Origin of the sequence: Nocardia vaccinii NBRC 15922 (genome assembly GCF_001613305.1) — a bacterium.
Classification (GTDB): Bacteria; Actinomycetota; Actinomycetes; order Mycobacteriales; family Mycobacteriaceae; genus Nocardia; species Nocardia vaccinii.
The window spans coordinates 4,773-30,385 of the sequence record NZ_BDCC01000081.1 but is presented as its reverse complement, the minus strand read 5'-3'; the positions used below and the strand labels follow the sequence as shown (position 1 = coordinate 30,385).

2 protein-coding genes are annotated in these 25,613 nt (G+C 66.9%); both read right to left on the bottom strand.

Annotated elements, in window-relative coordinates; genetic code table 11:
- Positions 1–76 precede the first annotated feature (76 nt).
- Positions 77–562, bottom strand: a complete 486-nt coding sequence (locus NV1_RS44215; RefSeq protein ID WP_157117654.1) for a hypothetical protein — start codon at positions 560–562, stop codon at positions 77–79.
- A gap of 589 nt (positions 563–1,151) precedes the next feature.
- On the bottom strand, positions 1,152–25,613 hold the full coding sequence (locus NV1_RS38465; protein ID WP_067903467.1) for a non-ribosomal peptide synthetase: 24,462 nt from the start codon (positions 25,611–25,613) through the stop codon (positions 1,152–1,154).

Genomic DNA, 25,613 nt, shown 5'->3' with positions numbered 1-25,613 from the left:
CCGTGCCTGCTGGGCCATACGCGGACTCCGCCCTCTTGTTCTTCCTGGATCGAAGATCGGCCTGCGCGGTTGGTGCTTATCCGGCATCGCCGGCAGTGAGAGCCGCAGTGGCTCGGGTGAGGAGTTCGGTCGGTGCGGGGGGAAGGGTGCGGGCGGTTCCTATCGGCAGGCCGCTGGTCGGGTCCACCGGGATGTAGGGCGGGATCGCCGGGTCCGTGCCAGCGGCCGCGCAGCTACGCCAGGCGTGCTCCAGGGCAAGATCGTCCATGCAGTTCACGGTCACTGCCGCCAGTCGCCGCCAGGACTCGAGATCTCGGGATCCCCAAATGAGTGTTCCTTCGGCGGGGCTCAGGTCCGCGGCAGCGGCCAGCGCTGTGATGCGCGTAGACAGCAAGCTCATCTTGCTCTCGATCGCCGCAGCTGTCGCCGGGTCTTGCCCGACACCGAACAGGCCCTGCCCCAGGCGAATCCGGTGCGCGGCGATCAATAACGTAATCCGCTCAAGATGGAACCAATCCACCCGCAACATATCGGTGAAGAACGCACACAGATCTTCCGGCACCAATTTCGCCGCGGTCGATCGGACCTGAGCGGGCGGAGTAGCGCGGCTGCCGAGATCTCCGGACCGGCCGGCCGATTCTTCCGGCAGGTGAGCCGACGGCGCGACATGTTCGATCTGCTCCCGCAGCCATTGCCGGCCCCCCAGATGCGAGCCCCAATCCCGTTCGGGGCCTTCGCAGTCGCTGACTGCTTCGCGGTCCGAGCGGTTGGCGGCCGTATGCTCGGAGACTGGAAACTCGATGTGCCGCAACACTTCACCGCTTCGCGACGGTGTCAGATCCGACGCGAATTTCGAGTGCGTCATCGCTGTATCCCTTCTGAATAGTCAATTCTGAAGCCGATACGAAGACCTTGCGCCGGCCGCTCAACGCGTGGCCGCTCATCCGTGTCAAAGCTGGTTCGGGGTACCGCAATCGGAGACCGCGGCCGTGCTGAGCACGGCAATTCCTCGGCGAATCGCCGATGTCGGCCGGCCCTTCCCGCCGAACCGTCAGGTCGGCAGGAAGAGCCTCGCTCGAATCAACCGCTATTCCCGCTATCTACGCGACGCCTCTCGTCGATAGCGCTGACCAGGGGCCGACCGGTATCGATCAGCATTCGTCGATGAACCCTTCCAGGACCGGGCCGATGACGGCCATTGCCTGCGGATGACTGAGCTCTAGATGACGTGCATCGACGACCGTGTTGTGAATCTTGCCCGTGACGTACGGCCGCCACGCCTGGGCAAGAGCCTGATCATCGGCGTGGTCTTTGCCCGCGGTGAAGAAGATCAGATCCCCTCGGAAAACTTCGGGCCGGTATGCGCTGGAAAGGTCGCTCGCGGTCTCGAAACTCTCCATTACTCGATCGGTCTGATCGGCACTGAAGAGTCCGGTCTCGACCACCTGACTGCGGATGACCTGCCACGCTTGTTCATGCGTCTGCGCCTGTACGACATCACCGAGGTCGAACAGCTCACGCCAGCCGCCGAGCAGGTCCGCCATCACATGCGCTGGGGCGGGCTCCTGCGCGGCCGTGATCGTCGAATCAGCCGACAGGTCCGGTGCTCCGGGCGCGGAATCCAAAAGGGTCAGGGTGCCGACGAGCGCGTCGTCGCGCTGGAGTTCGACCGCTATCGCATGCGCGATCTGCCCGCCCAGCGACCAGCCCAGCAAGTGGTACGGGCCGTGCGGCTGCACCCGGCGAATCTCATACGCGTACCGCTCGGCCAGTTCCTGCACCGACTCCGCGCGCGGTTCGCTCGCGACCACGTGCGGATCCTGCAGGCCGTACACCGGTCGGTCCTCGTCCAGATGCTCGACGATGCCGCCGTAGAACCATGCCAATCCCCCGGCGGGGTGCACACCGAACACCGCGGGCTTGGACCCTCGCGCACGAAGCGGAAGCAGCACCGCCAGACCCGGACCTCCCGCGGCTTCATCGGCCCTTTGCGCCAGAGCTTTCGGTGTCGCGTCGTCGAACATCCACGGCAACGCGATCGTCACACCACGATCGCGGAGTTCGGTCACCACCATCGCCGCCAGCAGCGAATTGCCGCCCAGATCGAAGAACCCGTCCGATACCGCGACCCGCTCGACGCCTAGAACGTGCGCGTAAACGTCGGCGATCATTCTCTCGGAGCGGGTTCGCGGCGGGACGAACTCGGTTGCCGCCGAGTCGAAATCGGGAGCGGGCAAAGCCTTTCGATCGAGCTTGCCGTTGACCGTCAGCGGCAGATCCGGCAATACCATCACCGTCGCGGGCACCATGTAGTTCGTCAGCACCTGAGCGGCGATCTCGCGGACCTCGCCCGGATCGATCCGCCGGCCGTCGATGCCGACCACGTAGCCGATCAGCTGGTCGACGCCCTGTGCATGGCGATGCACCGCCGCGGCGGCACGTGCCACCGACGGGTGGCCGAGCAATGCGGATTCCACCTCGCCCAGTTCGATGCGGTATCCGCGCAGCTGTACCTGGGCGTCCGCTCGACCGGCATAGCTCAGCTCGAGTCCCCGCGCGGACCTGCTCCACCGGCCGAGGTCGCCGGTCCGGTACAGCCGGGAGCCGCGAGGACCGAAAGGATTCGCCACGAATCGCTGCGCGGTCAAACCCTGGGCGCGCAGGTAACCTCGCGTCAGTTGCCCACCGGCGACATAGATTTCACCGGCGGCGCCGATCGGCGCCGGTTGCAGCCGCTCGTCGAGGACGTACACCCGCAACCCCGGCAGAGGTGCGCCGATCCCGGTCGTTTCGGCCTGCTCGACCTCGCGGAACGTGACATGCACCGTGGTCTCGGTGATTCCGTACATATTGATCAACCGAGGCGATCCCGGATCGTGAGCCGCGAACCAATCGGTCAACCGGGATACATCCAACGCCTCGCCGCCGAACACGACGTAACGCAGGGCGAGCCTGCCTGCGGGGCAACCGGATTCGCGATATGCACGCTCCGCACGAGCGAAACCGTAGAAGGCCGAGGGGGTCTGGCTCAGCACCGTCACACGCTCGCGCGCCACGAGGTCCACGAACGCCTCCGGCGATCTGGAGGTGTCGTAGTCGACGACGACCACCCTGCCACCGGACAGCAGCGCTCCCCACATCTCCCATACCGCGAAATCGAAGGCGTAGGAGTGGAACATCGTCCACACGTCGTCCGAGCCGAGAACGAAGCGCTCGGCTGTATCGGCGAACAATGTGACCACTTCACGGTGAGTGACCGTCACCCCCTTGGGGCGGCCCGTGGACCCGCTGGTGTAGATCACGTAGGCCACGTTGTCCGGCCGCAGGTCCGGCACCACCACCGGATCGGAACTGTCCGTCGCACCATCCTCGAGGAGCACCACCGGTACCGCGCACTCCGGTAGTGCCGAGGCCGTCCCGGCGGATGTCAGCACCGCTACCGGGCGCGCGTCGTCGAGCACGAACCGCAACCGCTCGACCGGATACGCCACGTCGAGCGGCAGATACCCAGCTCCCGCCCGGATCACCGCCACCAGACCCACGACAAGGTCGATCGAACGAGGCAATGCCACCGCGACCAGCGATTCCGGCCCCGCCCCCCGAGCGATCAGCCGGGCAGCGACCTGGGCCGAGCGCCGATCCAATTCCGCATAGGTCAGTTGCGAGACGCCATCGGTGACCGCGACAGCGCCCGGTTGGGCAAGGGCACGATCAGCGAACAACTGCGCGAGCGTCACATCGGGGACCACCGGGCCGTCGCAACCCGCCGAGTCGAGCAATTCGCGCCGCTGCATCGAACCGACGATGTCGATATCGCCCACCGGCACCGCCGGATTGGCCGTGACGTGCTCGAGAATTCGCAGATAAGCCTGTGCGAACCGAGTCATCGTCGCATCCACGAAGAGGTCGGTGGCGAAGGTCAGTCGCCCCACCATGCCGGCGGGACGGCCGCCCTGGCCGAATTGCTCGGCCAGCTTGACGTTCAGGTCCGCCTGCGCCGGCTCGAAACCGTTTTCCATCGGCTCGATGGTCAGCTCCGGCAACTCCAACGCGGCTTTACTCAGGTTCTGGACATCGAGAGTTACCTGGTACAGCGGAAGATGCGCGGTCGACCGCCGTGGATTCAGTGTTTCCACGACCTGCTCGAAAGGCACGTCCGCGTTGGCCAGGGCCGCCAGGTCCGTCTCCCGGATCGAGGCCAGCAGTTCGTCGAACGGCTGGCGCATCGACACTCGCGAGCGCAGCACGAGGGTATTGACGAACATGCCGATCAGATCGTCGAGATCACGCTCGCCACGCCCGGCGACCGGGGTACCGATCGCGATATCACCGACGCCGGCCAGCCGGGACAACAGCACCGCAAGCGCGGCGTGCAGGATCATGAACAGCGTCGCGTTCATCTCCCGTGCGGCGGCGATGATTCGCTCGTGCAGCTCGGCGGGAAGCTCGAACTCGACTACGCGCCCCCGCAGCGAGGCGACCGCAGGCCGCGGCAGGTCCGTCGGGAGTTCGAGCAGCTCGGGCAGCCCGTCCAGGGTGTCCTTCCAATAGCCCAACTGCCGGGACATTGCCGAGTCCGGGTCGTCCGCCGACCCGAGCATCTCGTGCTGCCACAGCGTGTAATCGGCGTACTGGACCGGGAGTACCGGCCACATCGGCTCTTCGCCCTGCCTGCTCGCCTCGTACGCCACCGCCACGTCCCGCACGAGCGGGATCATCGACTGACCGTCGGCGCAGATGTGGTGCACGCAGATCAGCAGGACATGGTCCCGGTCGTCGAGGGTGAACAATTCGACACGCAACGGGGGCGCCTGCGTCACGTCGAAACCTGCCGACACCACGGCGAGTGCCCTGTCCATGACCTGCTCTTCCTCGACCGGCACCGGTATGAGCGACGGAGCGACCTGATCGGTGGGAACCACCACCTGAACGGGCTGTCCGTCGGCCGTCGGGAACTTGGTACGCAGCGATTCGTGCCGATCGATGACCAGTTCGCACGCGCGCCGCAGCGCATCGATGTCGAGGTTTCCACGCAGACGAATGATCAGCGGGATGTTGTATCCGCCGACGGTAGTGTCGAACTGGTTGAGGAACCATATCCGCTGCTGTGCCGGTGACAGAGGCAAGCGCTCAGGACGCGGGCGCGAGGTCAGCGCAATCCGTGCGGTGCTGTCGGATGTCGCCAGGCGGGCAGCCAGTTCGGCGACCACGGGCGCTTCGAACAGGTCGCGCACTCCGAGACGCACTCCCCATGCCGTGCTCAACTGCGCGGTCACCCGGGTGGCAGAGAGCGAATCGCCACCCAGGTCGAAGAAATTGTCGGTCGCGCCCACCCCATCGATCCCCAGCACGCTGCCGAACACCTCGGCGACGCGACGTTCGGCCTCGGTGCGAGGAGCGACCCGTTCCCGCATGTCGCGGAATTCCGGCACGGGAAGCGCCAACCGGTCGAGTTTGCCGCTGGCGGTGAGCGGGAGTTCGGCGAGCACCGTGCATACGTCGGGCACCATGTGCGCGGGCAGCCGCAACTGCGCCGCGGCACGGACCTCGTCCGGATTCACATCCTCGCTGGTGACGAGGTAACCGACGAGCCGGTCGATGCCGACGCGGTCTTTCCGCCGCAGGACGACCGCTTGTTCGATCCCGGGGTGTCCGGCCAGAACGGATTCGATCTCGCCGAGTTCGATGCGCTGGCCGCGGATCTTGACCTGGAAATCGCGGCGCCCCAGGTATTCCAGAGTGTGTTCGGGTGTCCAGCGGACCAGGTCACCCGTGCGATACATGCGCGAACCCGCCGCACCGAACGGATTCGCGACGAACGCGCCCGCCGTCGCCACCGCCCGGTTCGCATATCCACGCGCCAGCTGCACACCCGCGAGGTACAACTCCCCCGCCACCCCCACCGGCACCGGCTGCAACCACGCATCCAGCACGACAGCCTCGACGCCTCGGATCGGACCACCGATCGTCACCGTGTCACCTGGGCACAGCGCGCCGCTGATCCCCGCGAGGATCGTGGTTTCGGTCGGGCCGTATCCGTTCAGCAGGGTCCGCCCCGACGCCCACCGCTCCACCGTCCCCGGTGTGACCGCCTCCCCTCCGGCCATCAGCACCCGCAGCGAATCCATACCGTCGGGCGACATCGTCGCCAACACGCTCGGTGTGATGAACGCGTGCGAAATCTGCTGTGCACGAATCAGTTCCGCCATCTCGTCGCCGCCGAGCACCGTCGGCGGCTGCACCGCGAGCACGGCGCCGGCGGTGTGTGCCAGCAGCAGCTCGAGGACGATCACATCGAAGCCGGGAGCGGCGGCCTGCAGCACGCGCGATCGTTGGTCGACACCGAACCGGTCTCGTTGCACAGCAGCGAAATTCGCCAGGCCCTCGTGAGTGACCACGACACCCTTCGGTGTTCCGGTGGAGCCGGAGGTGTAGAGAACGTATGCCACGTCCCGGACGTGCGGGGTACGAACGAGTTCACTCGCTGTGACGCCGGCCGTCGTTCGCGCGGTGATGGACTGCTCGTCCTCCGGATCGTCCAGCACCAGCGAGCGCACCGTGCCGGGCAGCAAGTCCCGTGCTTCCCCGACCGTGACCGCCAGCCGGATGTCGGCGTCGGCCACCATGCGTGCGATGCGCTCTGCCGGGTTGCGCGTATCGATGGGTACGAAGGCAGCACCGGTCTTGGTCACCGCCCACAGGCCGATCACGAATTCCACCGACCGCGGCATCGCCAGCGCGACCTGATCACCCGGTCCCGCGCCCCAGGCGATCAGCTGCCGGGCAACCTGGTTGGATCGGGCATCCAGTTCCGCGTAGGACACGGTACGCGGGCCGGAGACTATCGCTGCCGCTTCCGGATTCACCACCACGCCCGCGGCCAGCAACTCCGCCATGTGACGTGGTTCCGCGACGCTGCCGCCGGACGCAGGGACGAGCTCTCGTCGCTCGTTCGCGGTCAGCAGGTCGATGGCTCCGATCCTGGCGGCCGAATCGACCGCAACGGCCCGCAGTACGGTCTCCAGTCGTGCCGCGAGGGCCGCCGCCGTCCCAGCGTCGACGCGTGCTCGCTGGTAGCGAACTCGCACCTGCAATTCGTCGGTGAGGTGCGCCTGCACGGTGATCGGGTAGTGCGCCGCGTCGCGGCCGTCCGCGCAGATCACCCGCATACCGTCGATGTCGGCATCGCCCAGGCCACTGCTGTCGACCGGGTACGACTCGAATACGACCAGGGTGTCGAACAGCACGCTGCTGCCCGCGTTCGCCATGATCTGCGACAGTTCGAGGTAGTGGTGGTCGAGCAGACCGGTGTTGCCGACGTGCATCCGGTTCAGCGCGTCATCGATGGTCAGATCCCGGCGCACATCTGCGGCGACCGGAATCGTATTGATGAACAGGCCGATCATCGACTCGACGCCCGGCAGGTCGGCTGGGCGGCCGGATACCGTGCTGCCGAACGCCACCCGTTCGGCACCGAGCAGGTTGCCCAGCACAACGGCCCAGGCGAATTGCACGATGGTCGCCATCGTCACGCCGCGTGCCCGGCCGAACGCCACCAGTTCCGCCGTGGTCGCGCTGTCGACGACAACAGGCAGATCGATCGGGATCTCCGCCGTGGTCGCGGTGTGCGGGTCGGCGACGAGGGAGGGCTCGTCGACATCGCGCAGCGCGTCCTGCCACACCTGAAGGCTCGCGCGACGATCGCGTCCCGCCAGCCACGCCAGGTAGTCGCGGTACGACGCCGCCGGAGGGAGCAACTCCGACTGTGCCGCAACGGCGTACAAACCGATCAGCTCGCGCCACAGCAACGGCAGCGACCAACCGTCGAGCAGCAGGTGGTGCGCGGTCAGCACGAGCCGGTACTCGTTCGAGGCCTCGGCGATGAGCAGGAAGCGCAGCAGCGGCGGCTCGGCGGGATCGAAGACCACCGTCCGCTCGGCATCGATCAGTTTTTCCACTTCCGCTGCGCCACCGAGGATTTCAACACGCCGCCAGGGCACCGCGATATCCGTCGGCACGACCTGGGCGGCTACGCCGTCGGGCGTCCGGGTGAATCCGGCCCGCAGGTTGGGGTTCCGCTCCAGCAATACCCGCACGGCGCGCTCGAGCCGAACCTCGTCGACCTCGCCGGCCAGAGTCAGGACCGACTGCGCGGTGTAGACGTCGATTCCGCCCGCCGCGAATTCGGCGTGGAACAGCAAGCCCTCTTGCAGCGGAGCCAGTGACCACACCTCGCTCAGCGGACCGTAGCGGTCGGCGAATACGTCCAGATCGCGCTGCGTGAGCTCGACCAGCGGAACATCCGCGCGGGACAATCCCCATTCGCCGCCGGCGAGTGCGGCGATCTCGGTCACCGCATCGATCCATCCGGCGACGAGTTCGGCCACATCGTCGTGTTCGAGCAGACGCGAGGCGTAACCGACATACGCCGACAGCTCGGGGCCGAACTCGGTGTCCACGATGTCGACATCGATCGTGATCGCCGCTGCCGCAGGCATATCCGGATCGAATGCGGACCTCCGATCGAACTGCTCGCCGGTCGGGATCCACGCCAGATCCGACAGTGCGGCCAGGTCCACACCGGCGCGGCCGAGATTGTTGAAACTGATCTGCGGCGCGGGCGCCGCCGCGAGCCGCTCGGCCGTGCCGGCATTCAGATAGCGCAGCAGGCCGTATCCGATGCCCTTGTCGGGGATCTCGCGCAATTGGTCCTTGACGGACTTCACCGCCGTGCGCAGGTCCGTGTCCGCGATCCCGGTCAGGTCGAGCATGACGGGGTACGTGCTGGTGAACCAGCCCACGGTCCGTGAAAGATCGGCTCCCGGGGCAATCTGCTCTTCGCGGCCGTGTCCCTCCAACAGGACCTTCATCCCCGGCTGCGAAATGCCGCGGCGCCTGCGCCACCGGGTCAGGGCTACCGCCAAGCCCGCCAGCAGTGCGTCGTCGGCGCTGCCGCGCACCGCGCGCGGTACCGACTCCAGCAACGCCGATGTCACCTCGGGCGGAATGGATGCCCGCAGCTGCCGCACTGTCGCGTGGGTGTCGACGGCGGGGTCCAATTCCGAGGTTCCGAGCAGCGGATCGGCCGCGGTACTCATCCGCTCCCACAACTCGAACTCGCTGCCGCGTTCGGCCGCGGCAGCAGCCAGCGCGTGCGCCCATCGCCGCATCGATGTGCCCTGTTCCGGCAGGGCGACCGCTTGGCCCCGGCTGATCTGCTGCCATGCGGTGACGAAGTCGGGCAACAGGATTCGCCACGACACCCCGTCGACAGCCAGATGATGGATCACGATGAGCGCACGGGCATCGGCCTGGACCCCTGATTCGGGAAGCAAGCATACGACCTGCACCATCCGGCCTTCGCTGGGATCGAGCCGACCGGACGCCTCGGCCAGCGCCGACTCCACCACGGCGGTGAAACCGTCACTGCCCGGTGCCTCGTGCGCCTGGAAGGTCCGTACGAATACCGCCGCGGCGGCGTCGGCGGCCTCGACCGGCGGCACCTGCATGCATCGTTCGGACATCCGCGACCGCAACATGTCGTGCTGTTCGAGCACCGCCTGCACGGTCGCGATCACTTCCTCGACACCCGCGTGCCGTGGCAGGTGAACCAGCATCGACTGGGCGAACCGATCGGCTCGGCCCGGTTGTGCCGCGAACCAGGACACGATCGGGGTGAAGGGGATATCCCCAACGCCACCGCCCGGCAACTCCGCGAGAAATATCCGGCCCGAGGTAGCGGCGACCTGCGCCAGCCCGCGCACGGTCTTACGCTCGAAGATGTCCCGGGCTGTGACGACGACGCCCGCCGCCTTCAGCCGCGAGGCCAGCTGGATCGACATGATGGAATCGCCACCGAGCGCGAAGAACGACGTCGTCACCCCGACCTCGGCGACACCGAGAACGTCCGCGAAGGCGTCGGCGATAGCGCGCTCCATATCGGTCGCCGCGACGACGTCCTCGTCGTCGCCGGTATCGAACACCGGTTCGGGCAACGCTTTTCGATCCACCTTGCCCGTTGAGGCCAGGGGCATGCGGTCGAGCACGGTGATCGTCGAGGGCACCATGTGGGCGGGCAGAGCAGCGGCGGCATGATCGAGCACCGCACGCGGTTCGACGCCCGTCGCGGGCTCGGTCACGACGTACGCGGCGAGCATGGGTTGCCCGCCGGGCCCCGAACGGCTCACGGTGACCGCGGTAGTGACCTGCGGATGTGCCAGCAGCACCGCATCGATTTCGCCGAGTTCGATGCGCTGGCCACGGATCTTGACCTGGAAGTCGACCCGGCCGACGTATTCCAGCGCGCCCTGCGCGTTCCAGCGGACGATATCGCCGGTGCGGTACATCCTCGACCCCGGCGCACCGTACGGGTTCGCCACGAACGCACCGGCGGTCACCGCGGGACGGTTCAGATAGCCGCGCGCCAACGCACTGCCGGACAGGTACAGTTCCCCGCTCACCCCGACCGGCACCGGACGCAACCGGGCATCCAGCACCACGGCCTCGACACCGCGGATCGGACCACCGATGTTGATCGGGTCGGACGGTTGCACCGGATCGCTGATCGTGACCACGATCGTGGTCTCGGTCGGACCGTAGATGTTGTGCAATTGCCGCCCCGGAGCCCAGGTGGCGATCAGATCCGCGGAGACCATTTCGCCCCCGACCGCCAGCATCCGCACCGATTCGAAGTCCTCGGGCGACATCGTCGCAAGAACACTGGGTGTCAGGAACGCATGCGTCACCTGATGCGCGCGGATCAGTGCGGCCAGCTCCGTGCCTCCGAACACGTCCGGCGGCGAGACGACCAGGCAACCGCCGGCCGCGCACGCCATCAACGCCTCGAGCAGCACGGCGTCGAACGCGGGTGCCGCCACTTGCAGAACACGCGACGTGGCGTCCACGCAATAGCGGACCCGTTGCTCGGCCGCGAATCCGGCCAACCCCTCGTGGCCGACCACGACACCCTTCGGCGTTCCGGTCGACCCCGACGTGTAGATCACATACGCCGCATCCCGAATTCGCAGTACGCGGGGACGAACCGCATCGGTGACCGCCCGACCGGCCGACGCGGCGATCTCCGCGGCCGAATCCGGTTCGTCCAGCACCACCCAGCGGACGTCGCCCGGAAGCGACGCGCGCGCGGAGGTGACCGTGACCCCCACGGTGACACCGGAATCGCTCACCATGTGCGCAATCCGCTCCGCGGGATATCGCAGATCCAGTGGCACGAAGGTGGCGCCGGTCTTCGCGATCGCCCACATCGCGACGTGATAGCCGACCGAACGCGGCACGGCCAGCGCGACACACATCCCCGGTCCGGCACCGCGGGCCAGCAGATACGCGGCGAGTCGGTTGGACCGGACATCGAGTTCGGCGTAGGTGAGGCGCTCGCTGTCCCCGATCAGGGCGATGGCAGCGGGATCGGCTGCCACGGCCGCAGCCAGCAGATCGGGCAGCAGACACGGCGACGTGCTCTCGCCACCCCGCACCGGCACCAGCCGTTCGGCCTCGGCCGCGTCGAGCAGATCGACGCGGCCGACCGGCCGCTCCGGCTCGGACACGACCGACTCGAGCACCCGGACGAACCGCCGCGCGAGCGATTCCGCGGTCGATCCGACGAACAGGTCTGTGGCGTAGATGATCTCGCCGTCGATTCCGGCCGGCCGGACGTCATCGCCGCGTTCGGTCATCAGCACGGTGAGATCGGTTTTCGCCTGCGCGATACCGGGATCGAGCAGTTCGACATCCACACCCGGCAGCTCGAACCGGGCCGAGCGCATATTCTGCAGCCCGAACATCACCTGGTACAGCGGCGTATACGCGGTGGACCGGGCGCGGTCGAGAACGTCGACCAGCCGCTCGTAGGGCACGTCGGCGTGGGCGAGCGCATCCAGATCGACATCACGTACCCCGGCAAGGAATTCGCGGAACGACAGGTCGTCGCGGACGCGCGTGCGCAACACCACTGTGTTGACGAACATGCCGACCATATCGTCCAGCGCCCGGCTTCCTCGACCTGCGACCGGGGAACCGACCGAGATGTCCTCGCTGTGCGAAATGCGCGCCAGCAGGATCGCCAGTGCGGCATGCAACACGACGAACACGGTGACACCCTCACGCTGTGCCAGCCGCACGATGTCATCGTGCAACCGAGCCGGCAGCGCGAAGCGAACACTGCCACCAGCCATCGACATGGCGGCGGGCCGGGGCCGATCCGTCGGTATGTCCAGCAGCTCCGGCAGATCACCGAGCACCTCGCTCCAATGCGCGATCTGCCTCGCGATCAGCGACGACGGATCGTCCTCGGCACCGAGTACCTCGGCCTGCCACAGCGCGTAATCCGCGTACTGGACGTCGAGAGGTCGCCACTGCGGCGACTCACCGCCCACCCGCGCGTCGTAGGCGGCGAAGATGCCGCGGGCCAGCGGGGCCATCGACGAGCCATCGGCCGCTATGTGATGGACCACGAGCACGATCACGTGCTCCTCGACGCCGGTGCGATATATCCGTGCCCGTACGGGCACCGACTCCGCGACATCGAAACCTGTTTCGACGACCCGCCGGACCCGGTCGGCGAGGTCGGCCTCGTCGGTGACCGGCTCCGGATTCAGACCCAGCACTGCGGCCACATCCGCGACCTGATGCACGACCTGGCATGGTTCGCCGGCGACGGCCGGGTACACCGTTCGCAACGCCTCGTGCCGGTCCGCGACGTCGAGTAATGCCGCCCGTAGCGCTTCGATGTCCAACCGGCCCGTCAACCGGGCCGCGAAGCAGATGTTGTATGCCGCGGAGGCGGTGTCGAACTGATTGAGGAACCACATCCGCCGTTGTGCCGCCGCCAGCGGAACCGCCGCCGGACGCGGCCGGGCCGCGAGCGGAACCACCGCACAACTGGTTCTCGCGCTGAGCAGCTCCGCCAACTCGGCGATCGTCGGCCCGTCGAAGATGTCGCGAATGCCGACCTCGATACCGAGTGCCGCAGTGGCCCGGGCCGCGATCCGGGCCGCTGAGAGCGAGTTGACCCCGGCCTGGAAGAGGTTGGCGGTCACGCTGATCGGGTCGCCGCCGCTGATCTCGGCGGCGATGGCGGCGAGGGCCGCTTCGCGCTCGGTGCGGGGTGCCACGAATTCCTCGCCGTCGTCGATCACCGGCTGCGGCAAGGCGGCCCGATCGAGCTTGCCGTTCGGTGTCAGCGGCATCGCCTCGAGGACCTGCACGGCGGCCGGAACCAGGTAGGACGGCAGTACCCGGGTGAGCTGGTCGCGAATCGTACGCCCATCGGCGTGCGCACCGGGGACGAGTGTCACGTAGCCCAGGATTCGTTCCGTCGTGGCGACAGCCACGGACCGCGCGACGCCGGGGAGAGCGGACAACGCCGCCTCGACATCACCGGGCTCGACCCGCTGTCCGCGGACCTTGACCTGAAAATCGCTGCGGCCCAGGTACTCCAGCTCACCGGCTTTCGCCCACCGCACGAGATCGCCGGTGCGATACAGCCGCTCACCGGGCGCGCCGAACGGGTTGGCGACGAAAGCACCGCACGTGAGGTCTGCGCGGGCGTGATAGCCGCGCGCCAACTGGACACCCGAGACGTAGAGGTCGCCGACCACACCGACCGGCACCGGTCGCAGCCGCGAGTCCAGCACGTAGACCCGCATGCCGGCCACGGGCGTACCGATGGGCGCCATCGAGCGGGTCGCCACATCCGGCAGGCACCGCGCAGCCGTGACGACTTCCGCCTCGGCCGGCCCGTACCAGTTCACCACCTCGGCATGCGCGAACATCCGCGAGGCGGCGTCGACGGTTCGCTGGGCCAGTGCCTCACCGGCGACCAGAACCCGCCGAACCGAGCTCAGTTGCGCGGCAGCGGCGGTTTCGACGAGCACGTCGAGCATCGACGGCACGAAATGCACGGTGCTGATCCGATGAGCGTCGATGATGCCGGCGATATACGCCGGGTCGCGATGCCCGTCGGGCTCGGCGACCACGATCCGCGCACCGGTCTGCAACGGCCAGAACAGCTCCCATATCGCGATGTCGAAGGTGATCGGAGTCTTGTACAGCACGGTGTCGGACGCGTCGTGCGGCCATTGCCGCTGCGCCCACGCCAGCTGGCTCACGGTCGCGGCGTGAGTCAGCGCGACGCCCTTGGGAACTCCCGTGGAGCCGGAAGTGAACAGGACGTAGGCCACATTGTCCGGTCGCAGCGGCGTACGACGCTCCGCGTCCGTGATCGCGTCATCGGCGAGATCGGCCACCTCGACTTCATCGAGGCATACGGTCTCGAAGCCGTCCGGAAGCGCATCGCGCTCCGCCGATGTGGTGAGCACCAGCAGCGGCTGCGCCGCGTTCAGCACTCCGGCGATCCGTGCGCGCGGATGATCGGGATCGATCGGCAGGAACGCCGCTCCCGCCTCGAGCACCGCGTACAGCGCCGTGACGAGCCCGACCGATCGCCGGATGCCCACCGCGACAACGGTTTCCGGCCCGGCACCGCTGGCGATCAGCCATCGGGCGAGCCGATTGACGCGACTGCCGAACTCCCGATAGGTCAGCTCGGTACCGTCGGGAAGACAGATCGCCGGAGCATCCGGGGTGCGGGCGACCTGTTCGTCGAAGGCGTCGACCAGCGTCCGGCGAGTTGCGACGGGGCCGCCGGTGTCGTTCCATCGCTGCAGCACCGCATGCCGCTCCGCGGCATCGAGCAGCTCGTAATCGCCTACCGCCGCATCGGCATCCGTCGCGGCCGCGTCGAGTACGCGCACGAATTGCTGGGCGAAACGCAGTACGGAATCTTCGTCGAACAAGTCCGTGGCATACGTCAAGCGCAGCGTCATGCCGGTCGGCTCATTGTGGGCGCCGTGCCCCTCAGTCATCATCAGCAGCAGGTCGTAGATCGCCGCGCCGTCCTGCGGCTCGACGTTCTCGACGGTGAGATCCGGCAGTTCGACCCGCGCCTGCGCCATGTTCTGGTAGGCGAGCATGACCTGAAACACTGGTGTGTGTGCGGTCGATCGCGCCGGATTCAGCACCTCCACCAGCTGCTCGAACGGCACGATGGCATGGTCGAAAGCTTCGGTGGCCGTGCGCCGCACGTGGTTCAGCACGCTGGTGAACGATTGCTCCCGGCTGATCCGGCTGCGCATCACCAGGGTGTTGACGAACATTCCGACGAGGTTGTCGAGCGACTGGTGGCCGCGGCCGGCATGCGGCACACCGATGGTGATGTCGTCACTGCCCGAGAGTCTCGACAGCAACACCGCCAACGCGGTGTGCACCACCATGTACGTCGTCGCCCCGGCACGACGCGCCAGCGCCTCCACCCGGCCCTGCAGTTCACTCGGGATCGTGGCGAACACGACCGCGCCGCGTTGTGTCTGCACGAGCGGGCGCGGCCGGTCGGTCGGCATGTCGAGCACATCGGAAATGCCCGCGAGTTGAGTTCGCCAGTAGGCGAGGTCGCGGCCCAGGTACGAGTCCGGGTCGTCCGCTGAGCCGAGGACCTCGCGTTGCCAGAGCGCGTAATCGGCGAACTGAACCGGCAGCGGCGCCCAGTCCGGCGGATTGCCGGCCGAACGTGCCCGGTAGGCCGTGACGATATCGGCCGCCAGCGGCGCTACCGACGAACCATCGCAACTGATGTGGTGGACCGCCAGCGCGACCACCCATGTCTCGTCGGACAGCTGATACAGCGCGACGCGCAGCGGCACACCCTCCGACACGTCGAATCCGGTGCCGAAGAACTCGGCCAACCGGTCCGGCAACTCGCGCTGACCGATCGGCTGCGACGTGAGATCCCAGTGTCCGAGGACATCGGCCGCATCGAGCACGACCTGCGTCGGCGTGCCGTCGACCGCCGGATACATCGTGCGCAGACTCTCGTGCCGCTCGACCACGTCACCGACGGCCGCCGCGAGCGCCTCGATGTCGAGGATGCCGTCGAGCCGCATCGCCAGCGGCACAACGTATCCGGGCGAACCAGGGTCGAACTGATTGAGGAACCACATCCGCGCCTGCGCCAGCGACAACGGGACACGGTCCGGGCGCGGCCTGCGGCTCGGCGCCGGCAGGTTGGGCACCGTACGCAACTGGGCGATACGTTCGGAAAGCTCGGCGACGGTGGGTGCTTCGAAGATCACCCGCACCGGCACGGCGACACCGAAAATCTCGCCGATGCGGCTCAACGCGCGCGTCGCGACGAGCGAATTTCCACCGAGATCGAAGAAGTTGTCGTCCGCGCCGATCTCCGGGCGACCGATCAGTTCGCCGAATACTCCGGCCACGGTCTGCTCGACGAGACCCTGCGGCGCGCGGTATCCCGCCTCGCGCGCCGCCCCATCCGGCGCCGGCAGTGCCCGGTAGTCGATCTTGCCGTTGACCGTAAGCGGGACAGCGTCGATTCGCACCATCGCGGACGGCACCATATAGGCCGGCAACCGCTCGAGCAGGAACCGTCGGAGCAGCTTGACGTCCAGCGCCTCCGCGGTGACCAGGTAAGCGACCAGGTCCTGCTCACCACCGTCGGCGCGCATCTGCACCACGGCCGCGGTCACCTGCTCATGCGCGATCAATGCGGCTTCCACGTCACCGAGCTCGATTCGCAGACCGCGGACCTTCACCTGGGTGTCGGCACGGCCGACATACCGCAGGTTGCCGTCCACTCCCCAGCGAACAAGATCACCCGTGCGGTACAGCCGGGAACCGGGCGAGCCGAAGGGGTCGGCAATGAAGGTGGCCGCGGTCTGACCGGGACGTTCGTGGTAGCCGCGAGCCAGCTGGACACCACCCAGATACAGCTCCCCCGTCACCCCGGCAGGAACCGGATTGAGACGCGAATCAAGCACGCGCACAACGATATTCGCTTCAGGAACGCCGATCGGCACAGCGATGCCGTCCACCGCGTCGATGCGGTGCGCGGTGACGCTCACCGCGGCCTCGGTCGGCCCGTACAGGTTATCGATGCGCGCCGGGCCGAGCTGCCGGAAGCGCTGGACGGTCTCCGCCCGCAGCGCCTCACCGATACACAGCACACGCCGCAGACTCGGGAATTCGCGCGGTCCGGCCGTGTCGAGGAACGCCGCGAGCAGCGACGGCACGAAATCCACTGTCGTCACCTGGTATTCGGCCAGCAGCTCGGCCACGGAACCGGGGTCCAGGTGCGCGTCGCGATCCGCGACAACCAGCGCCGCTCCACAGGTCAGTGCGGAGAACAGCTCCCATACCGACAGATCGAAGGTCACCGGCGTCCGCAGCAGCATCACGTCCTCGCCACCGAGTTCGTAATGATCCCGCAGCCAACGGAGTTGGTTGACCACCGCGGCATGCGGTACCGCCACGCCCTTCGGCACGCCGGTCGAGCCGGAGGTATAGATGACATACGCCAGATCATCGGGATGCAGTGCCCGAAGCCGATCGGCGTCCGTCACCGTCGATGTGTCCGCACTCTCGGCTTCCAGTTGCTCGAACGCCCACACCAGCACGTCATCGGGCACATTCGCGTCGTCGGCCGATCGGGTGATCACGGCACCGGGCTCGGCGTCGGTGACCACCGCGCGCACCCGGTCGACCGGATGATCGGGATCCAGCGGCAGATAAGCCGCGCCCGCGGCATGGATCGCGTACAGCGTGGTCAGCAGATCGACGGAACGTCGCATCGCCACGGCGACGATGGTCCCCGGACCGACACCGCGGGCGATCAGCGCTCGGGCCAGCGCATTCACCCGTGCCGCGAATTCGCCGTAACCGAGCCGGTCACCGCCGGCGGCATCGATGACCGCGGTCCCGGCCGGGGTCGCGGCCGCCTGCGCGGCGAACAGGGACGCGATCGTCGCGGGCGAAGGGTTCGTCGACGCACCGCTCGAAAGCGCCGTCAGCTCACGCGCCTCGTCCGCGGTGAGCAGGTCGATATCGCCCACGGCACGGGCCGGCGCCGCCACGAGCTCCCGCAGCAACAGCAGGTAGCGTTCGAACATCGCGGCGACCGTCGACTCGTCGAAAAGGTCTGTCGCGTAACTGAACTCGACCGCCATTTCACCTGGGTCACCGTCCGGCGCCGCCAGCGAGTCGACAAGGTTCAGATGCAGGTCGTACTTGGCCACGCTCGGATCGACCATCCGCGCCGAGACTGTCAGGCCCTGGAATCGCATGGTCGGAATCTCGATGTTCTGGAACGAGAATCCGACTTGGGTCAGGGGCGCGTGGGCGGTCGTACGCGGCGGATTCAACACCTCGACAAGCCGTTCGAACGGAATGTCGGCGGTCTCGAATGCACCCAGATCGGCGTCCCGGACTTGTTCGAGGACATCCAGGAACGACGCACCGAGCTCGATGCGGGTCCGCAAAACCAGTGTGTTGACGAACATTCCGATCAGATTGTCCAGACCGGGCTCGCCGCGGCCCGCGATCGGTGTGCCCACCGCGATGTCGCCGGTCCCCGAAAGCCGAGCCAGCAGCACCGCATACGCCGCGTGCATCACCATGAAGACCGTCGAATCGTGTCGGTGGGCCAACTCGATCACCGCACGATGGAGGTCCGCGGGAACCGTCGTCGACACCGTCCCGCCGCGGAACGTCTGCGCGGCCGGCCGTGGACGATCGGTCGGCAGGTCGAGCACCTCGGGCAGGTCGGCGAGGGTCGCACGCCAATACTCGATCTGCGCGGCGGCCAGGCTGTTCGGATCGTCCTCGGTACCCAGCAGTCTGCGCTGCCACAGAGCGTAATCCGCGTATTGCACGGGCAGCGGGGCCCACTGCGGCGGCTGTTGGTCGACCCGGGCTCGGTACGCGGTCGCCAGGTCCGCGGCCAACGGCGCCAGCGACGACCCGTCGAAGCTGATGTGATGGACGACCAGAATCAACGTGTGCTCGTCGGGTGCGCTGCGCAGAAGAGTTATCCGAATCGGCACCTCGGATGTGACATCGAACCCGGCGGCGCTCTCCACGGCGATGCGCGCCTCGATCTCGCTCGCCGTGACCGGCACCGGCGTCAATGCGGGCAGTACCGTCTCCGTCGGCACGCTCACCTGATGCGGTCCGCTGTGGCTGTCCGGGTAGATGGTTCGCAGTGATTCGTGCCGGTCGATCACATCGGCGATCGCCTCGCGCATGGCGGCCACGTCCAGGTCACCCGACATGTGCGCGACCATCGGGATGTTGTATATCGGCGAGGTGGTGTCGAACTGATTGAGGAACCACATGCGTGCCTGCGCGGGCGAAAGCGGGACCTGGTCCGGACGCTGCTGACGGCCCAGCGGTTCCCGCCCGGCCGAGTCGATGGTCCGGATATTCTCCGCCAGCGCGGCGACGGTCGGCGCTTCGAAGAGCATGCGGAACGAAACATCGACCCCGAACGCGGCGCTGAGTTGCGCCGCGGCCCTGGTGGCCGACAGCGAGTTGCCTCCCGAATCGAAGAAGCTGTCGAAGATGCCGAGCCGTTCGATCCCCAGCACAGCGGCACACACGTCGGCGACCATCTGCTCCGTCGTATCGCGCGGAGCTACAAATTCGGTTGTGCTGCCGGCGAAAACCGGTGCCGGCAACGCCGTGCGGTCGATCTTGCCCACCGACGACAGGGGCAGCGTTTCGAGCGTCATCACTGCGTCCGGGACCATGTGCGACGGCAGCCGTTGCGCGGCGTAACCCAGCAGGTCCGCGGTATCGATGGCGCCATCGACCGGCACGACGTAGGCCGCCAGTAGCGATCCGCCGTCGGTGCCGACGCCGACCGTCACGGCCGCCGCCACCTGCGGGTGCGCGGCGAGAACGGACTCGATTTCGCCGAGTTCGATGCGTTGGCCCCGGATCTTGACCTGGAAGTCGGCCCGACCGAGATATTCGATGGTTTCCTCGGATGTCCATCGCACCAGATCACCGGTGCGGTACATCCGGATCCCCGGGCGGCCGTACGGATCGGCCACGAACGTGGCGGCTGTCGCGACCGGTCGGCGGAGATACCCCCGGGCCAACTGCACTCCGGAGACGTACAACTCGCCCGCCACTCCGACCGGAACCGGCTGCAGGCTCGCATCCAGTACCAGCGCTTCGACGCCGCGGATCGGGCCGCCGATGGTGACGCGTTCCTCGACGCACAAAGGGTCGCTGATCGCGACCATGATGGTGGTCTCGGTGGGACCGTAGCCGTTGAAAAGCCGGCGGCCGGGAGCCCACGTCGCAACCGTTTCCGCCGACACCGCCTCACCCCCGGCCACGAGCACTCGCAGCGAGTCCAGACCGGCCGGCGCCATCGTGGCCAGCACGCTCGGCGTCACGAAAGCGTGTGAAACCCGCTGTGCGCGGATCAAATCCGCCAATTCACGACCCGCGAACACCTCTGGAGGCGCAATAACCAACGCCGCGCCGTTCACATGGGCCATCAGCAGTTCCAGCACAACCGCGTCGAAACCCGGTGCCGCCAGCTGCAATACCCGCGCGGTATCGTCGACACGATAGCGATCCCGTTGCTCGGCGGCGAAGTTGGCCAATCCCGCGTGCGTGACCGCGACGCCCTTGGGCGTACCAGTCGAGCCCGAGGTGTACAGCACGTAGGCCGTGTCCGAGATACGGCACGGACGCACCCGATCCGCATCCGTCACCGGAGCCGAGGACTCTGCCGCGACATGAGCCGATGTGTCCGGATGATCGAGCACCAAACGCCGGACCGACCCCGGCAGCAGATCCTTCGACGCCTCGACGGTGATCCCCACCCGCACCTCGGCATCGGCCACCATGAGCGCGACACGCTCGACCGGATTGCGGGGATCCACCGGCACGAACGCCGCGCCCGCCTTGGTTACGGCCCACATCCCGACCACGAACTCCACCGACCGCGCCATCGCCAACGCGACGTTATCGCCGGGGCCGATACCCCAGGCGATCAATTGCCGCGCAAGACGGTTCGACCGAGCGTCCAGCTCCCCATACGACACGGTGTTGTTGCCCGAAACCACCGCTGCCGCATCGGGATCGGTGACCGACAGCAACTCCACCAGTACCTGCGGCGCCTCGGCCGAGCCCCCGGACGCCGGCACCAGCCCTGCCCGTTCGGCTCCCGACAGCACATTCACCCGATCCACCCGCAGGTGGGGATTCGATATCACCTCATCGAGGATCCGATTCAGCCGATGGGCCAACTCCTCGACCGTCCGCCGATCGAACAGATCGGTGGCGTAGTTGATCCGCAGGGCGATATCGCCTCCCGCAGAGGCATTCTCGGCGACGGTGACGATGATCTCCACCTTCGCCGGTTGCGGCCCCGGGTCCAGGACCTCGACCGTGAGTTCGGGCAACTCCAGAGTCGGGCGGTCCATGTTCTCGAAGGCGAGATACACCGGGCACAGCTGTGCGTGCGCCGCCGCCCGCCTGGGATCCACCTCATCGACAATCCATTCGTAGGGAACGTCGCTGTTGTCGAACGCATCGATATCGATGTCCTTGATTCGCGCCAGAAATTCGAGGAACGACTCATCCGGCCGTACCTCGGTGCGCAGCGGCACCGTGTTGACGAACATTCCGATGAGCGGCTCGAGCGCGCTCTCGCCTCGGCCCGCGACCGGCGCCCCGATGGTGATATCCCCCGAACCCGACAGCCGGGCCAACAGAACCGCCAGTGCGGCATGGATGACCATGAAGGTGGTGACGTCGGCTGTTCGAGCCAGACGCTCGATCGCGCTGAACGTCGCGGCCGGGATCACGCTGTCGGCGATATCGCCGTGCAGCGATTGGCGGGCGGGGCGCGGACGGTCCGTGGGAAGCTCCAGCGCCTGCGGCATCCCCGCCAATTGTGTTACCCAGTAACGTAACTGACGTGCCGCCAGCGACTCGGGGTCGTTCTTGTCGCCGAGCAGATTGCGATGCCAGATGCTGTAATCGGCGTATTGCACGGTGAGCGGCCGCCAGTACGGGATCTTTCCCTGCGACCTGGCCTCGTAGGCCGCCGCGACATCGGCCGCGAGCGGTGGCAGAGACGAACCATCACAGCAAATATGGTGCAAGATCATCACCAGGACGTGCCGGCGCCGATCCCCGGACTCGAGCAGCGCGACGCGGACCGGCAGCTGGGTACGTACGTCGCAGCCGATCGAGGTCAGCTCACCGATCCGACCCGCGATATCGGCGAGGTCGATCGTCTCCGGTATCAGATCGAAGCTGGAGACGACGTGCTCGGCAGCCAGAACTATCTGTGTCCCTTCACCTTTCACGTCGGGATAGATCGTCCGCAGTGACTCGTGCCGATCGATCACATCCAGCAGAGCCGCGCGCAGCGCAGTGACATCGAGCCGTCCTGTCAGCTGCACCACCAGCGGAATGTTGTACGCCGCGGAAGCCGGGTCCACCTGGTTGATCAACCACATCCGGTTCTGTGCCGGCGACAACGGAATCGGCTCGGTGCGCGGTTGTGCGCGTAGTGCGAGCCTGCCGGGGTGGTGCTCGGCGTCGATATGCGCCGCGAGTTCGGCGACGGTCGGCTTGCCGAACAAATCGCGAACCGACACAGCGGATCTGGTCAACTCGGCGATCCGTGCGGCGGCGTTGGTCGCGGTCAGCGAATTGCCGCCCAGGTCGAAGAAGTTGTCCAGCACGCCGATCCGCTTGAGGCCGAGCACCTCGGCGAAGATGTCCGCGATCGCTTCCTCGATAACCGAACTCGGTGCGACATAGGCCGCGCCCGAATCGAAGACCGGCTCGGGCAGGGCCCGATAGTCGACTTTGCCGTTGGCCGTCAGCGGCAGTTCGGGCAACACCACGACGGCGGAGGGCACCATGTATTCGGGCAGCAGTGTCGCCACATGCGCACGCAAGGTGTCGGCGGCACAGGTGTCCGCACTGGCGGGCACGACATAAGCGACCACCCTGGCCGCCTCCGTGCCGGGGAGATCCACGACGACAACGGCCGCGGAGACCGCGCTGTGGGTCAACAACGCATTGCGGATTTCGCCCAGTTCGATGCGGAACCCGCGCAGCTGCACCTGCTGATCGGCACGGCCGCGATATTCCAACTCGCCCTTGTGATTCCAGCGTGCCACATCACCGCTGCGATAGAGCCTCTCACCCGGCCGCCCGAACGGGTCGGCGACGAAACGGGCAGCGGACAGCGAAGGACGGTTGAGATAACCGCGGGCGAGTTGCGTTCCGGCAACATAGATCTCGCCCCAGGCCCCCAGCGGCGCCGGGCGCAATCGCTCATCGAGAACATATGTGCGCAGACCCGGCAGTGCCGCACCGATCGTACTCGGCGCTCCCGGCGCCGCGATACTCCGGGGCAGGGCGAGATAGGTCACGAACACCGTGGTTTCGGTGATGCCGTAGCTGTTCGCCAGCACCGGGAGTTTCGGATTCTGCTCGTACCAGTCCACCAACCCCGCTGGGTCGAGACGCTCGCCGGACAGTATGACCAGTCGCAGCGACAGTCCCCCTTCCGGCGCACCGTCGTCCTCGTACCGTCGCGACGCCGCGCCGAATTGCTGGAACGCGGACGGTGTCTGATTGAAGATGGTCACCTTCTCGCGGGCCGCCAAACGCACGACATCGTCCGGCGAGCGTGTGGTGAGGCTGTCCAGGACGACCAGGCGGCCGCCACTGACCAACGCGCCGAAGATCTCCCACACGGAGTAGTCGAATGCGAACGAATGGAACAACGTCCACACGTCTCCGGGACGCACCCCGATCTCGGCGCACGCATTCACCAGGTATGTCGCCACGGCGCGGTGGGAAATGGCCACGCCCTTGGGCCGACCGGTCGACCCCGATGTGTAGATGACGTAAGCGAGGTTGTCGAGGCACAGCGGGGCCGTCCGGTCCGCATCGGTGACCGGCGCCGCGACTTCGTCACCGGCCTCGGCGACCTCGTCGAAAAGCACCACGCGGCCCGGGAGGGCGGGCAGATCGTCGTGCACAGCGCGAGTGGTCACGACGACGATCGGATTCGCGTCGTTCAGCACGTATTCCAGACGATCGGCTGGATGCGCGATATCCAACGGCAGGTACCCGGCGCCCGACTTCAGCACGGCCAGCGTGACGACGATGAGATCCGCGTCCCGTGGCATCGCGATCGCCACCAGCGAGTCGGGGCCCGCTCCGGACGCGATGAGAGTGCGGGCGAACCGATTGGAATACTCGTCCAGCTGGCGGTAGGTGAGCGCGCTATCACCCGATGTGACCGCGATCGCGGAGGGCGTCGCGGCGGCCTGTCTCGTCAGCAGATCCACCAGCGTTGCCGTACTCGTTGTGCCGTCGCGGCCGGCCAGCTCCCCGACGATCCGCGCCTCCTCGGCAGGGTCTACCAGCGGAATCGTGCCCAAGACCGTATCGGTGGGTGCGGCCATCATCCGTTGCAGGAAGTCGATGAACCGACGGGCGTGGGCATCGAGTTCATCCTGGCTGTAGAGGTTCGCGTTGCCGTGCAGCTCGATCAACAGCGGCGCTTCGGCACCGGAACGGTAAAGATTCAGCTGCAAATCATCCAGGGCGCCCGAGGTCAAGGCACGATAGCGGCCCACCGCGGACCCGAGCCGAATTTCGGAGTCGAAGAAAAGGATATTCACGATCGGGCCGAACGATTTCGCGGAGGCATCCAACGCATTCGAGTCGCGGCGCAGATCCTCGAAACGGTAGAGCTGGTGCCGCATCGCGGAGACGAGTTCGGTCACCGAGGCGTGAATCAGCTGTTCAACGGTGGTTCCGGCATCCACAGTGAACCGGATCGGCACCATGTTCGCCAGCATCGCGGCGGCGTTGCGCAAGCGTTTCGTCACACGCCCACTCACCGGCATCGACAACACCACGTCGTCGCCGCCCGTCATACGGGCGAGGAACGCGGCAAAGGCTGCCACGACCACCTGCGCAGGGGATGCCTTCAGGCTGTCCGAGAAACGGTCGAGCGCCTCGGACAACTGCGACGGAAGCTCCAGGCTGGAAACATGATCGACCTTGCTGGACCGTGCGGTGCGACCGGACAGGCTTGTCGGCGTCGGGAGACCGGAAACCTTGTCGAGCCAGTACTCCCTGTCGCTCTCGAACCGAGAGCTCGCCCGATACGCCTGTTCGGCTTCGATGACGTCGCGCAAGGCAACCGCATCCAAAGGCCGGGGCGCCCGGCCCTCGACCAATGCGTTGTAGTGCTCGGCCATCCTGGTCAAGACATTGAACGCGCCGTAACCGTCGACGACGAGATGGTGGGCACGCCCGTACCACAGATACCGATCTTCGGCGATCCGGATCAACCGGGTCGCGGCGAGACGGTCACGGCTCAGATCAACCGCTTTGCTGTTGTAATCGCGGCGCATCCATTCCATCGCCGCCGCAAAGGGGTCGCTCTCCTGGCTGACGTCCAGCACGGACTCGTCGTAGGTAATGCTGCGATCGACGAATTGATACGGCATTCCGTCGGACTCGACCACCCGAACGACCAGGGATTCGGTTTCGTGACCGGCGTCGTTCACCGCCTGGGTGAAGGCGTCGACATCGACGGGCCCCTCGATCTCGACGTAGTGTGCGATATTCATCGGTTGCCCACCGGGCAGGTTGTCCGCGAGCCACATGCTGTATTGCGCCCTCGACAGCGGAATCAGGTCCGACCGGAGATCGGCAGTTTCTGCTGACTTCAGATTCAT

Bases quoted from the DNA above. Each gene is read 5' to 3' on its own strand.
- NV1_RS38465 (WP_067903467.1), bottom strand. From the start codon at position 25,613: ATGAATCTGAAGTCAGCAGAAACTGCCGATCTCCGGTCGGACCTGATT.